The following is an 18,781-nucleotide window of genomic DNA, read 5'->3' on the forward strand; positions in this document are numbered from 1 at the left end:
TGGCTGCCTGCTCCACCCGACTCGGAGAGAACGACCGATGACCCCTGCACACCAGCCGTCCTCGAAGTGCTTCCGCCTCCTTCTCAGCACCGCCCTCGTGACGACGCTCGCCGCGTCCTGCGTGGCTGTCACTCCGGCAGCGCAAGCCGATCCGGCCGATCCGGGCCTTGTGCCGCAGGTGGAGGAAATCGACTCGGACGGCGGTGAGGTCCGAGGCCTCGGGTGGCAGCCCAAGCCGATTCCGGAAACCGTGCTGCCCGCCCCGGTGTGGCCGAAGCCGGGGAAGGCCGCCGCGGTCGCGGTGTCACCGAAGGTACGTGCCGCGAGTGCGTCTGCCGCGGTGGAGACCGAAGTGATTGATCGGTCCTCGGTTCCGCCCCGATGGCAAGGCGGGGTGGTGGCCCGGTTGTCGGCTCCGTCGGCGAGCGCGGCGGCGGTGGCGATGAACTACAGCGGGTTCGAGCACGCGTACGGCGGAAGTTGGGCCTCGCGCCTCCGGCTGTGGCGGTTGCCGGAGTGCGCATTGACCACGCCGGACAAGGCCGGTTGTACGGCCACGCCCCTCCGTTCACGCAATGACGTGGCGGCGAAGACGGTCACCGCCGATGTCTCGGTTGCCGGTGCGTCGGCGCAGAGCCTTGCCCGGACCTCGGCCGGCACGCTGGTCGCACTGGCGGCGGATCCGGCCGGCGACTCGGGCGACTATTCGGCGACCTCGTTGTCGCCCTCGTCCACCTGGTCGGCGGGTGGCTCCACCGGAGGCTTCAACTGGTCGTATCCGATGCGCACTCCGCCGCCCATCGGCGGGTTGCAGCCCGAGGTGGCGCTGTCGTATTCGTCGGCCAGTGTCGACGGGCGGTCCTCTGCGACAAATAATCAGCCGTCCTGGGTCGGCGAGGGTTTCGACTACTCACCCGGCTTCATCGAACGCCAGTATGTGCCGTGCTCCGACGACAAGGCCGGATCGGACAACAACCCGGAGCGGACGGGCGACCTCTGCTGGCGCTCGGACAACGCCGTCATGTCCCTCGGCGGATCGAGCGCGGAACTGGTCTACCAGGAAGGCAAGGGCTGGCACGCCCGATCCGAGGGCGGCTCCACGATCGAGAAGCTGACCGGCGCCGGCAACGGCGACCACAACGGCGAACACTGGAAGGTCACCACCACCGACGGCACGCAGTACTTCTTCGGCCGTGACGACCTCCCGGGTCAGTCCGCGGACACGGCGTCGACCTGGACCGTCCCGGTCTACGGCAACCACGCGGGCGAACCCGGGCACGCGTCCACCTTCGCCGACTCCCGTGAGACGCAGGCATGGCGTTGGAACCTCGACTACGTCATCGATGTGCGAGGCAACACGATGTCGTACTGGTACGACAAGGAGACCAACCAGTACGCGGCCGAGGCGTCGGAGAGTAAGAACGTCTCGTATGTGCGGGGCGGCAGCCTGGCCCGGATCGACTACGGCACGTGGGACCGAGGCGCCGATGACCGATCGGTCACCCCGCTCGCACGCGTCGTCTTCGATCGCGCGAACCGGTGCCTGTCCGACTGCTCGGAGCACGACGGCTCGCACTGGCCGGACACCCCGTGGGACCAGGAGTGCAAAAGCGACGCCACCTCCTGCCAGGACTTCTCACCGACGTTCTGGTCGACCAAGCGCCTTACGAAGGTCACCACGAAGGTCTGGGACCTGAAGAAGTCACCCGCGGATTGGCAGGACGTCGACTCCTACAAGTTCGAGCACGGCTTCCCTTCTCCCGGCGACGGTCAGAAGGGCGGCTTGTGGCTCAAGTCGATCGTGCATGCCGGCCACGTGGGCGGCACGGTGACAATGCCTCCGGTGACATTGGAGCCGGTGGCCATGCCCAACCGGGTTCTGACCAAGACGAACACCACAAACAACTGGCAGCGGCTGTCGGACATCTACACCGAGACCGGTGCCCGCATCCAGGTCACGTACTCGCTTCCGGAGTGCACGTCGAAAGACCTGCCGTCGGCCCCGCACACCAACACCAAGCTGTGCTACCCGGTGATCGGCCCCGACCCGTACGACCTGGACGGTCCGGACATCACCGAGTGGTGGCACAAGTATGTAGTCCGGAAGATCTCTGAGACCGATGTGCAGCTCACCGGCGGGCATCAGGGACCAACCATCAACACCTACTACACCTACGAGGGCGATCCGGCCTGGCACTATGCCGACGACGACGGCCTCATCAAACCCAGGCGCAAGACGTGGAGTCAGTTCCGCGGCTACCGAACCGTCAAGGTCCAGGTCGGTGACACCAGTAAGACCCTGACCAAGACCACGTACTTGCGCGGCATGCATGGTGACCGCGAGGCGCCGAGCGGCGGCACCCGTGAGGTGACCGTGAATGCCTCGGTCGGCTCCGAGACCGTCTACGACCACGACGAGTTCGCGGGAATGGTGCGCGAAGAAGCGGTTTACAACGGCACCGAGGACAAGCCGGTCAGCAAGACCGTGAACGTGCCATGGCGGTCGGACGCAACCGCGTCGCGGACCATCAACGGCGACACTGTGACCGCCCGGTTTGTAGACACCGCGACCACCTACACCGGAACGGCGCTCGGCGTCGACGGCGCCCGGGGCTGGCGGGTCACCGGTAAGAAGACCACGTTCAACGACACTTACGGCACCGTCGACTCCGTCCAGGACAGCGGCGACACGTCGAAAAACGGTGATGAGAAATGTACGTCGTACCTCTATGCCCGTAACACCGACAGGAATGTCGTTACCCGGCCCAAGCGGGTGACGACCACAGCGCTGCCGTGCGGCACCCCGGCGACCAGCGCAGGCCATATGATCTCGGACCTCCGTACGTTCTACGACGGCGCAACGAGCATCGACACCGACCCGGTGCGGGGTGAGGCCACCCGAATCGACGGACTCAAGGATTGGACCGCGGCCGGCGGGACCACCTGGCTGACCTCGTCCACCGCGCGGTTCGACGCTTTCGGCAGGCAGACGCTCGCCACCGATCACAAGGGCAATGCCACCAGCACCAGCTTCGCTCCCAGTGCGGGCCTGGTCACGAAGATCACCGAGACGAACTCGCTCGACTGGACCACGGTTACCGGCATCACGCCGTACTGGGGCCTCCCGACCAAGGTGGAGGATCCCAACCAGCGGGTCACCGAGATCGGGTACGACGCTCTTGGCCGCACCGAGAAGGTGTGGGAGGTGGGCTGGGCGCGCCAGACCGCGGAGGGAACCGAGCGCCGGGCGTCGAAGCATTACAGCTACGTATACGCGCCGGACCGGAATGCCTATCCGTACGTCAGGACCGAGGCGCTCAACTCCGGCGGTGGCGTGGACGTCTCGTACCAGATCTTCGACGGTCTGCTGCGGGCGCGACAGGCGCAGAAGAGCGGAGTCGGTGGAGAGCGGGTGGTGACCGACACGCTGTACGACGCGTGGGGTCGTCCGGAGTTGACGTTCGGCGCGCACGTGGAGCGGGGAGAGCCATCCGGTGCGTTGTGGCAGGAACCGGAGTGGTCGGTTCCGACCCAGGACCGGACCATCTACGACCGGGCTGGGCGCGCGACAGAGGTCATTTTCCGCTCCGGTGACGGCGTCACGAACGTCGTGGACAAGTGGAAGACCACCACGGTGTACGAGGGTGACCGGACCACCGTGATCCCGCCGAAGGGCGGCACGACCACCACGACGGTGGTAGATGCCCAGGGCCGGACCGTGGAGGGACGGCAGTACACCACGGCGGCCGGTGCCAGCGGGGCGTTCGACGCCACCAAATACACCTACAACGCGAAGGACCAGCTCACCAAGGTGGTCGACGCGGGCCTGAACGAATGGACGTACACCTACGACATTCGAGGCCGACAGGTGGAGACCCACGACCCTGACAGAGGCAGGACAACTCTGGTCTACAACGACACCAACGAGTTGGTGCAAACCCGGGATGCCCGTGAGGAGACGCTGGCCTACACGTACGACTCGCTCGGCCGCAGAACAGCGGTCTACGACGACTCGGTCGCCGACGCCAACAAACGAGCGGAGTGGAAATACGACGTTACCGTCGGCAATATCAAGGTCCGTGGACAACGGACCGAGTCGATCCGCTATGACGGCGGCCATGCCTACAAATGGCAGGCCATCTCATTCACCGACCGGTACCAGACTCTCGCCGAACGCTGGATCATCCCGAGTGCCGAAACTGGACTGGCCGGCGCTCACTCCTACAGCTACGGCTACTCCCCCTACACGGGCGCCCCGACGACCATGTCGTACCCGACCGGCGGTGGCTTGGTCCCCGAGACCGTCACGACCCGCTACGACGAGGCGTCCGGACTTCCCACCAAGCTTGAGACCAACATGGTCAACATCGGCACCTACGTGACGGGCCGGACCTACAACGTCTACGGCGAACCCACCGTCACCAAACTCGGCATCGCCGGCGGCGTCTACACCCAGGAAGCCACTTCCTACGAGCGGGATACCCGTCGGGTACATCAAGTGAAGGTCGTGCCGGAGACAGCGGCGGGATCGGTGTCCGAGCGCACCTACAACTGGGAGCACAACGGCAACCTGCTGTCGATCGCCGACGCGCCAGCGGTCGGAGACCCCGACACCCAGTGTTTCGACTACGACAGCCAGCAGCGGCTCACGTCGGCGTGGACGCCCAAGGCCGGTATCACCTGCAGCACCGCACCTACGACGGCGAATCTGGGTGGTCCGGCGCCGTACTGGCTGGACTGGACGATCGACAAGGTCGGCAACCGTACCAAGGAGGTTTCGCACGGCTCGGGAGGTGACACGACGCGGTCCTTCACCTACCCGGCCTCGGGCGCCGGGGCCGTGCGCCCGCACGCCTTGACGACCACGACCACCACCGCGCCGGGCCAGTCGCTCGGCTCTACCGCGGCATTCGGTTACGACGCGACTGGAAACATGACCACCCGGCCCGGCCCGACCGCCGGCCAGACGCTGACGTGGGACGCCGAGGGCCGCCCAGTCAAGGTGGAGGAGAGCGGCCAGGCCATCACGAACCTGTTCGACGCCGACGGAAACCGTCTGCTCCGTCGGGACAGCAAGGGAACCACACTCTTCCTGCCGGGCCAGGAGATCCGCCGGACACTGACGGGCGGGACTACGGCGACGATGTCGGGCACCCGTTACTACTCGTTCGCGGGCGGTACGGTCGCCACCCGGACCATGCCGGGCACGCAGACACTGAGCTGGTTGTTCGGCGACCACCAAGGAACGCAGCACGTCAGCGTCAACGCGTACAGCCAGAAGGTCACCGTCCGCCGGCAGAGCCCGTACGGCGTTCCGCGGGGTGCCCAGGTGGCGTGGCCGACGATGAAGGGCTTCGTCAACGGTGACCTCGATCCGACGGGGCTGACCCATATCGGTGCGCGCGAATATGATCCCGTGCTGGGCCGGTTCATTTCTGTCGACCCGCTCATGAACCTGGAGGACGCGGAGTCCTGGAACGGCTACGCCTACGCTGACAACAATCCGATCGCCAAGTCCGACCCCAGCGGGCTCAGCTGCATCATGGACGACGGCAGCCAGTGCGGGCCAGCGCAACGCACCACGCCCAGCAAGGGCGATCTTCCCGGCGGGACCGTCAACCACGGCGGAAGCGGCGGCCAGAGCGGTGGCCGCGTCACGATCGAACAGGTGGTTCGAGACAAGAGGTACGCCTGTGATCGCAATGACCCGAACTGCTCGTCAAGCGCTACGCAGTGGTACCGCGATCAGACGTTCGCCCAGCTGCAACTTACTCAGCAAGTCGCCGTGCTGCGGCACGTTCTTTGCGGCAACGACCGCGAGCTGTGCAAAAGAATCCAGGAAGCGGAAGATGCTGCAGGCGTCGCGTTCTTTGCGGAGCTAACCGGCATCGCCGATGCCAAGGACTGTTATGACGGCTCGGTAAGTGGCTGTCTGTGGACGGCCATCGGGTTCGTCGGCCCAGGCAAGCTCAAGGCGCTGAAACTCGGCGACGACGTCATCGACCTCGTCCGTACAGGTCACGACAACCCGCTCAACGATCTCGTTGCGGCCTGTGCTCGAAAGAGTTTCGGCGAAGACACCCACGTCCTTCTGGCCGACGGCAGCACGAAGGCCATCAAGGACCTCCGTGTCGGTGACCTGGTCATGGCGGAGGACCCGGAAACCGGCGAACGTGGGCCTCGGAAGATCCTGCACGTCTGGGTCCACGACGACGATCTTTATGAACTCGACGTCAACGGCAGCCGGCTAGTCACCACCGAGGACCACCCGTTCTGGAACGAGACCGACCGGCGCTGGGAACGCGCGGACGAGTTGGACCGAGGCGATCGGCTCCGGGCCTCGACCGGTGGTGGCGCCATCGTCGGCGTGCTGACCGGCCCGCCTCGGGTGGCCGCGGCCTACAACCTGACGGTCGATGGCATCCACACGTACTATGTGCTCGCCGGCAACACCCCGGTGCTTGTGCATAACGATGACCCCAACTGGTTTCCAGACAGAGAACTGCCCCGTGCCCCTGGGGGGCATCCAATGCCAGACCCGGATGCTGCGGGATACGAACACACACAACTAGGTACTAAAAGCGGGCGGCGTGGCTCCTATCCACAAGCACGCGAATTCGATGCGCAAGGCCGACCTGTACGTGACATTGATTTTACTGATCATGGGCGGCCGGCGAATCACACCAATCCTCACGAGCATCCATATCTTGAGAACTCAACCGGAGGCACCCCCCAGCGGGGACCGGCTCAACCCATGAGGGCATGCTAATGGTGGAAACCAGATTCCCGGCATTCATGCCGGACGGGGCAGCGGTAACGCTCAAGCAGGTTTTGGACCAGGTGGGCGACCAGTCTTGGATTTGGAGGCTCCTGACTTTCGAGGCTACCTCCCTGGCCGACTCTGGCTTGGATGTAATCAATCTTGAGCGTAGGGCTGAGGGCGCTGAAGAAGGCATTGAGTTAAGCTCGACTAGCCTGGGAGAACTAGCCGGAAAAGTTGACCAAACTATCAATATCCACCTGGTCGCGTATGCGGCTTCCGGCGAAGCTGTATTCGTTGTGCAAGCTTTCGACAGCACTGAGTGGGAGGTCTCGGCCGAGGATTCCGACGCGGTAGCGGTTGGTGCATTCTCTCGAGTCCGCGAAGCTGCCCAAATTGGGGTATGGCGTCCCGGGCCGGGGGATGAATCCGTGGTCAACTCGGCTACGACGGAGGCGGGTGACGACTTCGGATAGTGACGGATGCCCCGCTCGGTCGGTGGTTGTCGGCCGGGGTTGCCGTCGGGATGCGCGTTACATCTAGGATTACCGATTCATCGATCCGGCCTGGAGCACCGGCAAGGCCCGCTGGGCGTACGCGACGAACAACAACAGCAACAACGCCAGGACTTCTCGCCGACGTTCTGGTCGACCAAGCGGCTGAAGAAGGTCACCACGCAGATCTGGGACCTCAGCAAGTCGCCGGCGGCCTGGCAGCCGGTCGACTCGTACACTTTCGAGCACGGTTTCCCATCACCTGGCGACGGTCAGAAGGGCGGCCTGTGGCTGAAGTCGATCGTGCATGCCGGTCACGTCGGCGGCACGGTGACCATGCCGCCGGTGACCCTGGAGGGCGAGCCCAAGCCGAACCGGGTGCTCACCAAGAACAACACCACCAACAACCTGCCCCGGCTCACGGACATCTACACCGAGACGGGCGCCCGCATTCAGGTGACGTACTCGGAACCCGAGTGCTCCGGCGCCAAGCCCGCCGACCCGGACAACAACACGAAGCTCTGCTATCCGGTCATCACCCCCGATCCGTACGACCGGGACGGCCCGGAGATCACCGAGTGGTGGCACAAGTACGTCGTCCGCAAGGTCTCCGAGAACGATGTCCAGCTGAGCGGCGGCCATCAGGCTCCCGCGATCAACACCTATTACACGTACGAAGGCGACCCGGCGTGGCACTACGCCGATGACGACGGTCTGATCAAGCCGAAACGCAAGACGTGGAACCAGTTCCGTGGTTACAAGACCGTCGCGGTGCAGGTCGGTGAGACCAGCAAGACCCTCACCAGGACGACGTACCTGCGGGGCATGCACGGTGACCGGGCGTCCTCGAGTGGCGGAACCCGCACGGTCACCGTCGGCGCGTCGGTGGGTTCGGAAACCGTGTACGACCACGACGAGTTCGCGGGCATGGTGCGCGAGGAGGTCGTCTACAACGGCACCGAGGACAAGCCGGTCAGCAAGACCGTCAACGTGCCGTGGCGCTCGTCGGAGACCGCGTCGCGCACCATCAACGGCGACACCGTCACGGCCCGATTCGTCGATGTCGCCGCCACCTACACCGGCACGGCTCTGGGGCCTCGGAAAGTCACCCACGTCTGGGTCCACGACGACGATCTCTACGAACTCGACGTCAACGGCAGCCGGCTCGTCACCACCGAGGACCACCCGTTCTGGAACGAGTCGGACCGTCGCTGGGAGCGCACCGACGAACTCGACCGGGATGATCGGCTGCGTACGTCGACGGGTGGCGGGGGCAAAAGTCGGCGACCTGACCGGCCCGGTACGGGTTGCTACGGCCTACAACCTCACCGTGGACGGCATCCACACGTACTGTGTGCTTGCCGGCGAAACGCCGGTTCTCGTGCACAATTGCGAGAAGGACCAAGGTGTCTACATTTTCAACGAAAAGGTCACCGGTCAGCCTTACGTTGGCCAGGCCGCAGGTTTCGATGATCGACTGGGGAAGCGCGCGCGGCGAGGAAGGCGCGATCCTGATGGCCACGTCCTCTGCATCCATGTCTGCGGTGATCAGGCTGCACGCGAAGCTGTGGAAGCGGATGTCATTGACCTGCTCGGCGGTAAGGAAAACCTAGCTAATGAGAGAAACTCGCCAGGCATGAAGAGAAGGGTTTCCTAAGCATGGATTCCGAAACATTCTGGAATCTCGTTGGATTGGTAGGTGGCTACCCGCCCTCGGACGAAGTTTCGTCTTTCGCTGGATTAGAAGCGGCGCTCATGGACTTAGATCGCGGCGAGATCCTCTCCTTCGAGGATAAGCTGGCGGAATGTCTGTATGTGCTGGATCGCAGATCTTTTGCAGATGTGCAAACCATCGATACCGGCAGGGCGCAGTCCAACGATTCGTTCCTTTACAACCGCTGTGCGGTGGTCGTTGCCGGTGAGGTTGCTTACAACGAGGTTCTGAGCAGTGTTCGCTCGTTTCAAGACTTCACGCATTCGCACGTTCCCAGCTCGGAAGGACTCCTCTACGTTGCGCAAAAGGCGTATGAGCGAGCTGTCGGCGAGCCGTGGCAACATAATTCACCGCATGACTACGAGACTGGCTCGAATGAAGAAGGTTGGACGTAGGGGAATTAGCTCAGATCTATCGAGAAGCGCGTCCGCCGTGGCCCTGAACGACGACGCCGGCCTGCCATCAGGATGACAGGGATTGACCGTTCACCTCACGGCATAGTCGCTCCCGGCATCCTTAAGGAGTGCAGCTAAGTCGGTAACGGCAGACTCGTCCTGGACGTTATACGCATCGAGCCCGAGTCCATGCGCGTGAAGCGTCCCCAGCTCTGAGTACGAATCTACCGTCCTCTAGACGCGCGTAAGTCCGACGTTCTCCTGAGTCGCTGGGCATGAAGGGCATCGATGATCGGTTTGTGAAGACTGACATCAACACCCTTCTGACCGCACTGTACGTGAGCGCGTTGAACCCGAGTCCCAAGGCGTGCAGCGTCCTCAGCACGAGCCCCACTTCTGCGGTGGCTTTGCCGGCCTCCAGGTCGGAGAGCCGACGACGGCCCACGCCGGCCTTGGCGGCAAGCTGCGCTTGCGTTTGACCGCGGTCTCGCCTGCTCTGGCGGATGACGAGACCAAGGTCCCGAGCGGTGGCGATTCTCATCAGCCACCTTTCATGTGCACGTACCCGTTCACAAAGCCCATGTGCACGTACGCGCACGCGAGGAGGCGCGGCCCATGACGGATGACGGGCCGGAAAGGTTGCGCTGAGCTGGGGCAACTTCCTCGGCCAGGCGCGCGTCCCTCCCTATGCAGCACCACTCCAAGGTGCGAGGGGAGAGCCATGTCCGTCCGTCGTTGCATCGCCGGTGCCGTCCTCGGGGCCATCACGCTCTCCGGTTGCGGCACGGCCGCCTCCGGCACCGTGGCACCGGTAGTGCCGTCGAAGTCGCCGGCGCGCTCGTCGCCGAAACCGAAGCCGAAACCGGTCCGCGTCACCTACCCGGCCGACGGCGGCGGCGCGTTCGCCGCCGCGAAGGGCGAGCGGGCGCCGCAGGGCCGGGGCCGGGTGCTGCGCTACCGGGTGCTGGTCGAGAAGGACATCAAGGGGATCAAGCCGGCCGCGTTCGCCTCCACCGTTCGCGCCACGTTGGCCGATTCGCGTGGGTGGACCGCGAGCGGCGATGTGTCGTTTCGCCGGGTGGGCCGTGACGAGGTGCGTGATTTCACGATCTACCTGGTGACGCCGGGGACGCGGGACGAGCTGTGCCAGGGCGGTCGGGACGGGTACACGTCGTGCCGCAACGGGGACCGGGTGGTGCTGAACGTGGCGCGCTGGGTGAAGGGTGTGCCGCGGTACGGCGCGCCGTTGTCGGTGTATCGGCAGTATCTGGTGAATCACGAGGTGGGGCACCGGCTGGGGAACGGGCACGAGAAGTGTCCGGACAAGGGTGGGCCGGCGCCGGTGATGCAGCAGCAGACGCTCGGCCTGCACGGGTGCCGGGCGAACCCGTGGCCGTACCTCGACGGCGAACGTCTCCGCGGCGCGTCGGGTGTGTATGACGATCCGGTTCCGGAGCCGGACCGCGGAGTCGCCTAGACGAATATCGAACAACTTGCACGAACCGGATAGACAGGTCCCCAACGATGTAAGGGGACGCGCATGCGCAAAATCGTTGCCGCCGTGACGCTCACGGCTGCGATCACCATAGGACTGGAAGCACCGGCGACCGCCGCACCACCGGACCCGGTTCCCCCGGTCCGGCTGACCGACGGCAACACGTTGACCTGGACCGCCCCGGAGCTGCTGATGGGCGACGCCCCGGTCGAGTTCTACGCCGGCAAGCAGAGCCTGGGCCGCGCCACCACCACCGACCACCGCACGTTCAGCCTGACGGTGCCCCGCCCGCCCAAGGCCGGCACGGTGCAGGTCCGGGCGGGCGGTAAGCGCCTGGACCGGCCGGAGTCCCGCCGGGGCCGGATCGCCGCCGTCGCACCGGCGCCCGCGCCGGCCGAGCCGGGTGACGTCGACCCGGGGTTGCCGGGCCCGTACCGGACGGTGAGCGGTGAGTACACGTTGGACAGTGTGCCGTTGCCCGGACTGGAGCGGCCGGTGGAGATGCAGGGCGTGGTGGTCGCTCCGCAGGGCGCCGAGGGCCCGCGGCCGTTCGCGCTGTTCCTGCACGGCATGCACGGCACCTGTTACCGGGTGGCGGAGCCGGAGGATGTCACCGGCGAGTGGCCGTGCCCGTCCGGGTTCGCGTCGGTGCCCAGCTACCGCGGTTACCTCGAGGCGCAGCAACTGCTCGCCTCCCAGGGGTACGTGACCGTGTCGATCTCGGCCAACGGGGTCAACTCGCTGGACGGCGACGAGGATGCCGGTGCGCAGTCCCGGTCGTCGCTCGTACGTCTGCATCTGGCGCGGTGGGCGCAGTGGGCGGCCGACGGCCGCGCGACCGCCCCGGACGTGGTCCGGCAGGCGCCGCCGGCGGACCTGTCCCGGGTGCTGCTGGTCGGGCACTCGCGCGGCGGTGAGGGTGTGAACCGGGCGGCGATGGACAGCCTGAGCCCGCCGCCGAAGGACCGGGACGGCTACGCCGGCGCGGTGGACTGGACGATCCGCGGCACGCTGATGATCGGGCCGACCATCTTCGGGCAGAACCCGGTGCCGGACGTGCCGTCGGTGACGATTCTGCCGGGATGTGACGGTGACGTCTCGGACCTGCAGGGCCAGGTGTACCTGGACGAGACCGTGGGCGTGAGCCGCGGCCGGGCTCTGCACAGCGCGGTGTTCATGGCCGGCGCGAACCACAACTTCTTCAATACCGAGTGGACGCCGGGACAGGCGGTGTCCGGCACGTCCGACGACACCGAGTGGCTGGAGGACGGGCCGTGTACGGCGGGCCGGCCGTTGCGGGTGACCGCGGCGCAGCAGCAGAAGGCCGGTGCCACCTACATCGCGGCGGCGGCGCGGGTGTTCGTGGACGGCGACGACCGGGTGCGGCCGCTGCTGGACGGCAGCGGGGTGCGGGCACCGTCGGCGGATCCGGTGCGGGTGCTGACCCAGGCCGTCGGCGGTAACCGTACGCCGCTGGTCGTGCCGGACCGGAACGTGCGGGTCGGCGGGTCCGGGCGGTTGTGCGACGAGGTCAGCGAGGACCGGGCGAAGGCCTGCATGGTGACCGAGTCGTGGGGTACGTCGCCGCACTTCGTGTCGCTGGAATATCTGCGGAACGAGCCGGGGCGACGGGCGGTGGCGATGCGGTGGACGGCGCCGGGACAGGCGGTCTCGATGCGTCCGGCGCGGCCGGTGCAGGTCAGCGGCGCGGTGACGATGCGGGTCGCCGTACCCGCGAATGCCCGTGGGGTTGAGTTCGGGGTGGCCGTGACCGACGACGCGGGGCGGCGCACCGAACTCGGCGAGGTGTCGGTGGACGGTGCGCCGACGCACAGCGCGGAGATGGCCTGGGCGCAGGAGGTCCGGGTGCCGCTGGACCGGGCGCAGTCGGTCGCCGAACTGGAGCTGGTGCCGCGGGGTGCGGCGGGTGAGGCCTGGCTGATCGACGCCTGGGGCTGGCAGCCGGGTACGCCGGCGCCGCGTCCGGTGGCGTTGCCGCGCGTCGACGTGGGCGGCATGAAGGTGCAGGAGGGCGACTCCGGCACGCGGACGTACCAGATTCCGGCGCGGGTCCGCGGGAACGGCTCCGGCCGGCTGCGGCTCTTCGTGCAGGACAGCGTGACCGGTACGGAGCGGTCCTGGGTGGAGACGGTGAACCCGGACACCCGCCGGATCGACGTGCCGGTCGAGGTGGCGGGCAACACCCGGTACGGCGGCTGGGCGCAGACGGCCGTGTTCGCGCGGGCGGAGCGGGGCCTGGTGATCGGCGACCACGTCGGGCTGGTGGACATCCGCGAGGACGATCCGGTGCCCACCGTGACGGTCGCGGCGGTGGCCGACACGGTGGCCGAGGGGGGCACCCTGACCTGGCGGTTCACCTTGTCCGGACCGGCCGACACGGGGCTCGCGGTCAACGCCAGAGCGGTACGCGGTCCGGGCGGTCCGCACCTGTCCAGCACGGACGTCGACCCGGACTGGTTCACCGAGATGACGTACGGCGAGGAGGTTCCGGAGCCGTCCCGGCCGCTGCACCAGACGGCGATCCAGCCGGCGGCGTGGTTCCCGGCGGGCACGGTGACGGCGGACGTCACCGTACCCACCGTCGCCGACGGCGTGTCCGAGCCGGACGAGAAGGTGCACTTCGAGCTCAGTCTGGGCGCCGGACGTGATTCGGTGGAGCTGGGCACGGTGGTGGGCACCGTGACGGACTGACCGCAGCTGGCGACCTGCAACAGCGGCGCGGACCGACGGTGGGCGGCGCGGCCATGGTTCCGGGGTTCACTGGGTGGCTGCCGCAAGGGTGAACGTGCGGGACGCGTCCGCGGTGCAGGTCGCCAGTTTCAGCTCCTGATCGACTGCGGTGGTGCCGTTCCACGTCCGTGCGCAGAGGCTCGCGCCCACATTGAGCAACGTGCCGTTGGCCCGCAGCACCCAGCGTTGACGCGCCGGTGGTGCGTCATAGGCGCAATCGGCGAGCACGATCCGGGTGCCGGCCGCGACCGATCCGTTCTCGGTGTCCAGGCACCTGCCGTAGAGTTCGAGCAGGCCGCTTCCGGACGCCGCGGGCCACCTGATGATCTCCTGGGCCTCGGTGACCCAGCACGCATTGACGCGGGGCGGAACCGTGTTGTCGTAGAACGGCGTCTCCACGCATCCCGACCCGCCGGCGAGCTGGTAGCGCCGAACCGTGGTGGCCCGGAACCCCGGGTAGATCGACAGTTGCATGGCGTTCCACAGGGCGTTCGTGGTGAGACCGGTCTGGTCCTCGAAGAACGCCGTGATGCTGGTGGTGGTGCGCGCCGCGAGGTTGAGGTCTCGCAGCAGGTCGGGCTTGTGGTAGGTCGTGGTCACGTACCGGAGCAGCCGCTCGGCCTCGGAGTACTTGTGCAGGTAGTGGTGCCACCGCTGTGGGGCGATCGGATCGAAGTCCTGGTAGAGGCTGTGGGTGGCGTACACGGCCACTCCTTCGGCGACCCACATGCACTCCGGGCACTGGTAGCCGGCTTGGATGAGGTGGGTGGCCTCGTGCAGGACTGTGCCGTTGAACTCCGGACGGTACGCAGGGTTGTCCAGGTAGTCCGGGTCGATGGTGACGGTCGTTCCGGAGGCTTCGGCGCCCCCGCCGCCGGTGTGAGCGACGACGAGATTCACGGTGGGACTGGCCGGGAACGGGGCCGCGTTCAGGGCATCGCTCAGCTTGGGATACCAGTCCTCGATCAGCGGGACGAACCCGTTGACGGTGGCCGCCTGGGTCGAGGTGAGGCCGGAGGTGTCCACCGTGACGACCGGCTTCGGCGTGGTGGTGTTCGAGTTCTGGGCCGGCAGGACGGCTGACTTCGTGGCGGTCGCCGTTCCCGGCTGGTTCGCGGAGTTCAGCGGCACGATCTGATAGGTAAAGGTTTGGCCCGCCGGGAGCGGAGTGATGTCGGTGAATCGGTCGACGTAGCGCACCACGTCGGCGACGGTCCCGCTCGGCGACCGCACCGGCAGGCCCGGATCGGTCACAGTGGCAATCTCCACATTGTTGCGCTTTATCTGGTAGCGGACCGGCCGTTCGGCGGGTGCGGGCTGCGGACGCCAGAGCAGGGCGATGCTGGGTCCGCCGGCGAGCACGGCGAACGCGGACGGGGCCGGCGGCAGGGCCAGTGCCGGTGATCCGGTCACCGCGACCGCCGTGCCGGTGACGGTGAGACTGAGCAGCAGGGACAAGACTGTGGCGGGGACGCGGCGGGACCGCGGCGCCGACGTGATTTCCACTGGAACACCCCTTCACGTGGTTGGTTTGTCGATCACCGGAACTCAGATGTTGACGCGGGGGCCGAGCACGCCGTTGATGTGCTCCACGTCGTAGACGACGACGCGGAAGTAGACCAGCGTGCCGGGGACGGCGTGACCCTCGTTGATGAAGAAGCTGTTGGTGAGGGTGGCCGCCCGGCCGTCGGCGCAGTTGTTGTCGCGAACGGCGTTCGCGCTGTACGTGCTGACACCGCTCGTCCACCACACCCGGAGGTTGACGAATGCTCCGCCGGACGCCGCCGAGCAGTCGGTGTCCCGGATGGAAAGGTCGTACCGGAAAGTCGTCCGCGCCGCGTTGACGCTGTACACCCTCGCGCTGCCGCATCCGATCCCGGCCGCGCAGAACGACGACGTGCCGGCGGCTCGCGCCGGTGCCGCCGGCACCGTGAGCGAGACGATCCCGACGAACACCGCGGCGATGGCCGGGGACACCTTTCCGGCGCCGGGCTTGCTGAACATCCGGTTGAGTGGCATGGATTGCTTTCCTTTCCGAGAACCGACATGTGGAACGGCGGGCTGAGCCGTTGCCGACGAGGATGACCGGCCACGGTGCTTCGTTTCGTTGTGTTTATGTTGTGGGCCATACCATCGACGCCGACCGCTGAGGAACGGGGACGCGGCGATGACGGTGGAGTTCCGGCTGCTGGGACCGGTCGAGGTGCACGCCGCCGGACGCCGGCTGGACACCGGCCAACCTCGCCAGCGCGCCGTGCTGGCCGCCCTGCTCGCCGACGCCGGGCGCGTGGTCACGGTCGGCGCGCTCATCGACCGGGTGTGGGGACAGGCGCCGCCGGCCGGTGCCCGTCGATCGCTTCAGGCCCACGTGACCCGGGTGCGCCGGATCCTGGATGAGGCGGGCCTTGGCGCGGCTCTGGTGAACCGCGCCAAGGGGTACGTCATCGACATAGATCCGGCGTCGGTGGACGTGCACCGCTTCCGTTCCGGGGTCGCCGCGGCACGCACGGCGGGGTCGGGACGGGCGCCGCTGCTGAACGAGGTCATCGACCTCTGGCAGGGTGAGCCGCTGACCGGCGTGGACACGGAATGGGCCGGCCGGGTTCGGCAGTCGTGGACGGATGAGTTCGTCGCCGCCGTGGTGGACTGGGCGCACGCCGAACTGCACCTCGGCAACGCCGCGACGGTGCTGCGCAGGCTTGCCGACTGCGCCGACCGGCACCCGTACGACGAGGCGCTGACCGCCGTTCGCATGCAGGCTTTGGCGGCCTGTGGCCGCGGGGCTGAGGCCCTCGATGCCTACCGAGTGATGCGGCAGCGTCTGATCGGCGATCTCGGCGCCGAACCCTCGCCGGCGCTGCGCGAAGTGCATCTCGCACTGCTCCGGGGTCCGTCCCGGCCGGCCGCGGTCCCGCGTCCACGGCAGGTTCCCGCGCAGCTACCGGCCGACGTCACCGACTTCGTCGGCCGCCACCAGGAACAGGCTGTCCTGGACGAGCTGCTCAGAGACACCCGAGAGCGCGGGGCGGTGCTCATCGCGGCGGTGTCCGGCACCGCCGGGGTCGGCAAGACCGCCTTCGTCACGCACTGGGCGCACCGCACCCGCCACCTGTTCCCGGATGGGCAGCTGTACGTCAATCTCCGCGGGTACGATCCCGGCCAGCCGATGGTTCCCGCCGATGCGCTGGCGTCGATGCTGAGTGCGCTGGGCGTCGCCGGCGCCGACATCCCGCTCGGGCTCGACGAGCGGGCGGCGCTCTATCGCACCCGGGTCAGCGAACGCCGGTTGCTCATCGTGCTGGACAACGCCGCCGATGCGGAGCAGGTGCGGCCGCTGTTGCCCGGCTCGGCGGCCTGCACGACGCTGGTGACCAGCCGCGATACCTTGGCCGGGCTGGTCGCCCTGTGCGGTGCCCACCGCCTGGTCCTGGACCGGCTGTCCCGCGCGGAGGCGGGTCAGCTCCTGGCCCGCCTGATCGGGTCGCGTGGCCGGAGCGATCCCGAAGCGGTCTCGGCGCTCGCGGAGCTGTGCGCGGACCTGCCGCTCGCTCTGCGGGTCGGCGCCGAGTTGGCCGTCACCCGTTCGGCCGTCCCGCTGGCCGCGCTGGTGGAGGACCTGCGCGAGCATCGGCATCTGCCGCGTCTGCTGACCGTCGGTGGAGATCCCCGAGCGGCCGTGCCCACCGTCTTCTCCTGGTCGCTGCGCGGGATGCCCGGCCCGACCACAGTCTTCTTCCGCCTGCTCGGCGCACATCCCGGGCCGCACTTCGGCGTCCACGATGCCGGCGCGCTGACCGCCACGCCGGCCGAGACGGCGCAGCACCATCTCGACACCCTGGCCCGTGCCCACCTCGTCCAGCCTGCGTCCGCCGGACGCTGGACCATGCATGACCTGTTGCGCTCGTACGCCGCGGGCCTCTCCGCCGATCCGGACTCCCACCGGCCGGCGTGGCACCGGCTGTACGAACACTATGCGGAGGTGGCAGCCGCTGCGATGAGCTGCTGGCTACCCGGCGAGACCCGCACCGGTACGCCGGTCGTCCCGCGCACGCATCCGGCCTTCCGTACCCCTGCGGCGGCACGCACCTGGCTGGACACCCACCGGGAGTGCCTCATCGCGGCGGCCGTGCACGCGACCCGCCACTCGTCCGATCTCGCCGTGCGGCTCAGCGCCGTCCTGTCCCGCTACCTGGAGATCGGCGGTCATTATCCGGACGGTCTCACCCTGCACGGCCTCGCGCTGGGCTGCGCCGACGCGATGGCCGACCCCCGCGGGCGAGCAAAGGCCCTCACCGAACTCGGCCTCGTCCACGTGCGACAGGGGCGCCACCGCATGGCCGCCGATCATCTGCTGCCCGCTCTCTGGCTGCACCGCGCGGCCGGCGACCACGCAGGAGCCGCCCGCACCCTCAACCACCTCGGTGTGGCGCGGGAACGGCAGGGCCGCTACCGACTCGCCACCCGTCACCTCCGCAACGCGCTCGCGCTGTGCCGCGACACCGGCGATCGGCATCGTGAGCGCCGGGTGCTCAACAACCTCGGCGTGGTCTGCGAACGGCTGGGCCGGCACGACGAGGCGGCCGAACACCTGACCCGCGCGCTGGAGCTGTGCGCCGACGACGTACCGGCGGAAGCCGCCGTCCGGGAGACTCTCGGGGTCGTCCACGGCCGGCTCGGCCGGTACCCCGAAGCGCTCGGCGGCCTGCGGCACGCGCTCGCGCTCTTCGGCGAGCTGGGCGACCGGTCCGGTCAGGCGTACGCCATCAACAACCTCGGAGTGATCCACCGCGCCCGGGGCGACCACTCCACCGCGGCCGCGCACCATCGGCGGGCCTTGATCGAGTTCCAGGCCCTCGGCGATCGCTGCGGCGAAGCGGAGGCCCACAACGCCCTCGGCGAGAGTTCCGGTATCGCCGGTCACCACGCCCGCGCCTCCGAACACCACCACGACGCACTCCGCGCCGCCACCCTGGCTGGAGAACGGTACGAACAGGCCCGTGCCCTCGCCGGCCTGGCCGTCGCCCACCGCCACCTCGGCACGGCAGGCTCCGGCCGGGCACACGCCGAGGCCGCCCGGCAGGTCTGTCGGGATCTCGGTATCGCGGTTCCGCACCGCGTTGCGGAAATGCTCAGCGGAGCACGGCCCTAGCTCTCGAGCAGCCTCGCCTCGCG

At 67.7% G+C, this 18,781-nt stretch carries 9 protein-coding genes and 2 pseudogenes; 8 read left to right on the top strand and 3 right to left on the bottom strand.

Going from position 1 to position 18,781, the window contains the following annotated elements; translation table 11 throughout:
• The first annotated feature begins 97 nt into the window (after positions 1-97).
• From LDL48_RS44510 to LDL48_RS14740, 5 genes and pseudogenes are all read left to right on the top strand, one after another.
• Entirely contained in the window at positions 98-6,769 is a 6,672-nt protein-coding gene (locus LDL48_RS44510; protein WP_225255663.1) for a polymorphic toxin-type HINT domain-containing protein, read from the top strand.
• 614 nt (positions 6,770-7,383) lie between these two features.
• Positions 7,384-8,349, top strand: a pseudogene (locus LDL48_RS14725) (hypothetical protein); the annotation flags it as partial.
• 145 nt (positions 8,350-8,494) lie between these two features.
• Positions 8,495-8,617 (top strand): annotated as a pseudogene (locus LDL48_RS45025) (hypothetical protein); the annotation flags it as partial.
• 106 nt (positions 8,618-8,723) lie between these two features.
• Complete coding sequence (locus LDL48_RS14735; protein WP_225255712.1) at positions 8,724-8,867, top strand: hypothetical protein; 144 nt, start codon at positions 8,724-8,726, stop codon at positions 8,865-8,867.
• A gap of 46 nt (positions 8,868-8,913) precedes the next feature.
• Positions 8,914-9,363 (top strand): DUF4240 domain-containing protein, encoded by a 450-nt coding sequence (locus tag LDL48_RS14740; protein WP_225255664.1) that lies wholly within the window; start codon positions 8,914-8,916, stop codon positions 9,361-9,363.
• A 166-nt stretch (positions 9,364-9,529) separates the two neighbouring features.
• On the opposite strand, the gene LDL48_RS45030 is transcribed toward LDL48_RS14740, so the two are convergent.
• A complete protein-coding gene (locus tag LDL48_RS45030) occupies positions 9,530-9,904 on the bottom strand; it encodes a helix-turn-helix domain-containing protein (protein WP_225255665.1) in 375 nt (124 codons plus the stop codon).
• 180 nt (positions 9,905-10,084) lie between these two features.
• Between LDL48_RS45030 and LDL48_RS14750 the strand changes: the two genes are divergently transcribed.
• The gene (locus LDL48_RS14750; protein ID WP_225255666.1) at positions 10,085-10,840 is read left to right on the top strand and encodes a DUF3152 domain-containing protein; all 756 of its coding nucleotides are present in this window, start codon (positions 10,085-10,087) and stop codon (positions 10,838-10,840) included.
• A gap of 63 nt (positions 10,841-10,903) precedes the next feature.
• Positions 10,904-13,570 (top strand): dienelactone hydrolase family protein, encoded by a 2,667-nt coding sequence (locus tag LDL48_RS14755; RefSeq protein WP_225255667.1) that lies wholly within the window; start codon positions 10,904-10,906, stop codon positions 13,568-13,570.
• 66 nt (positions 13,571-13,636) lie between these two features.
• On the opposite strand, the gene LDL48_RS14760 is transcribed toward LDL48_RS14755, so the two are convergent.
• Both LDL48_RS14760 and LDL48_RS14765 read right to left on the bottom strand, forming a co-directional pair.
• Positions 13,637-15,115, bottom strand: a complete 1,479-nt coding sequence (locus LDL48_RS14760) for a basic secretory protein-like protein (RefSeq protein ID WP_225255668.1) — start codon at positions 15,113-15,115, stop codon at positions 13,637-13,639.
• A gap of 42 nt (positions 15,116-15,157) precedes the next feature.
• A complete protein-coding gene (locus LDL48_RS14765; protein WP_225255669.1) occupies positions 15,158-15,628 on the bottom strand; it encodes a hypothetical protein in 471 nt (156 codons plus the stop codon).
• Between the two features lie 148 nt (positions 15,629-15,776).
• Between LDL48_RS14765 and LDL48_RS14770 the strand changes: the two genes are divergently transcribed.
• Positions 15,777-18,758 carry an AfsR/SARP family transcriptional regulator gene (locus LDL48_RS14770; protein WP_225255670.1) on the top strand — a complete coding sequence of 994 codons (2,982 nt, stop codon included), beginning with the start codon at positions 15,777-15,779 and terminating at the stop codon, positions 18,756-18,758.
• Positions 18,759-18,781: the final 23 nt, after the last annotated feature.

This window comes from Jidongwangia harbinensis (assembly GCF_020216025.1).
Classification (GTDB): Bacteria; Actinomycetota; Actinomycetes; order Mycobacteriales; family Micromonosporaceae; genus Actinoplanes; species Actinoplanes harbinensis.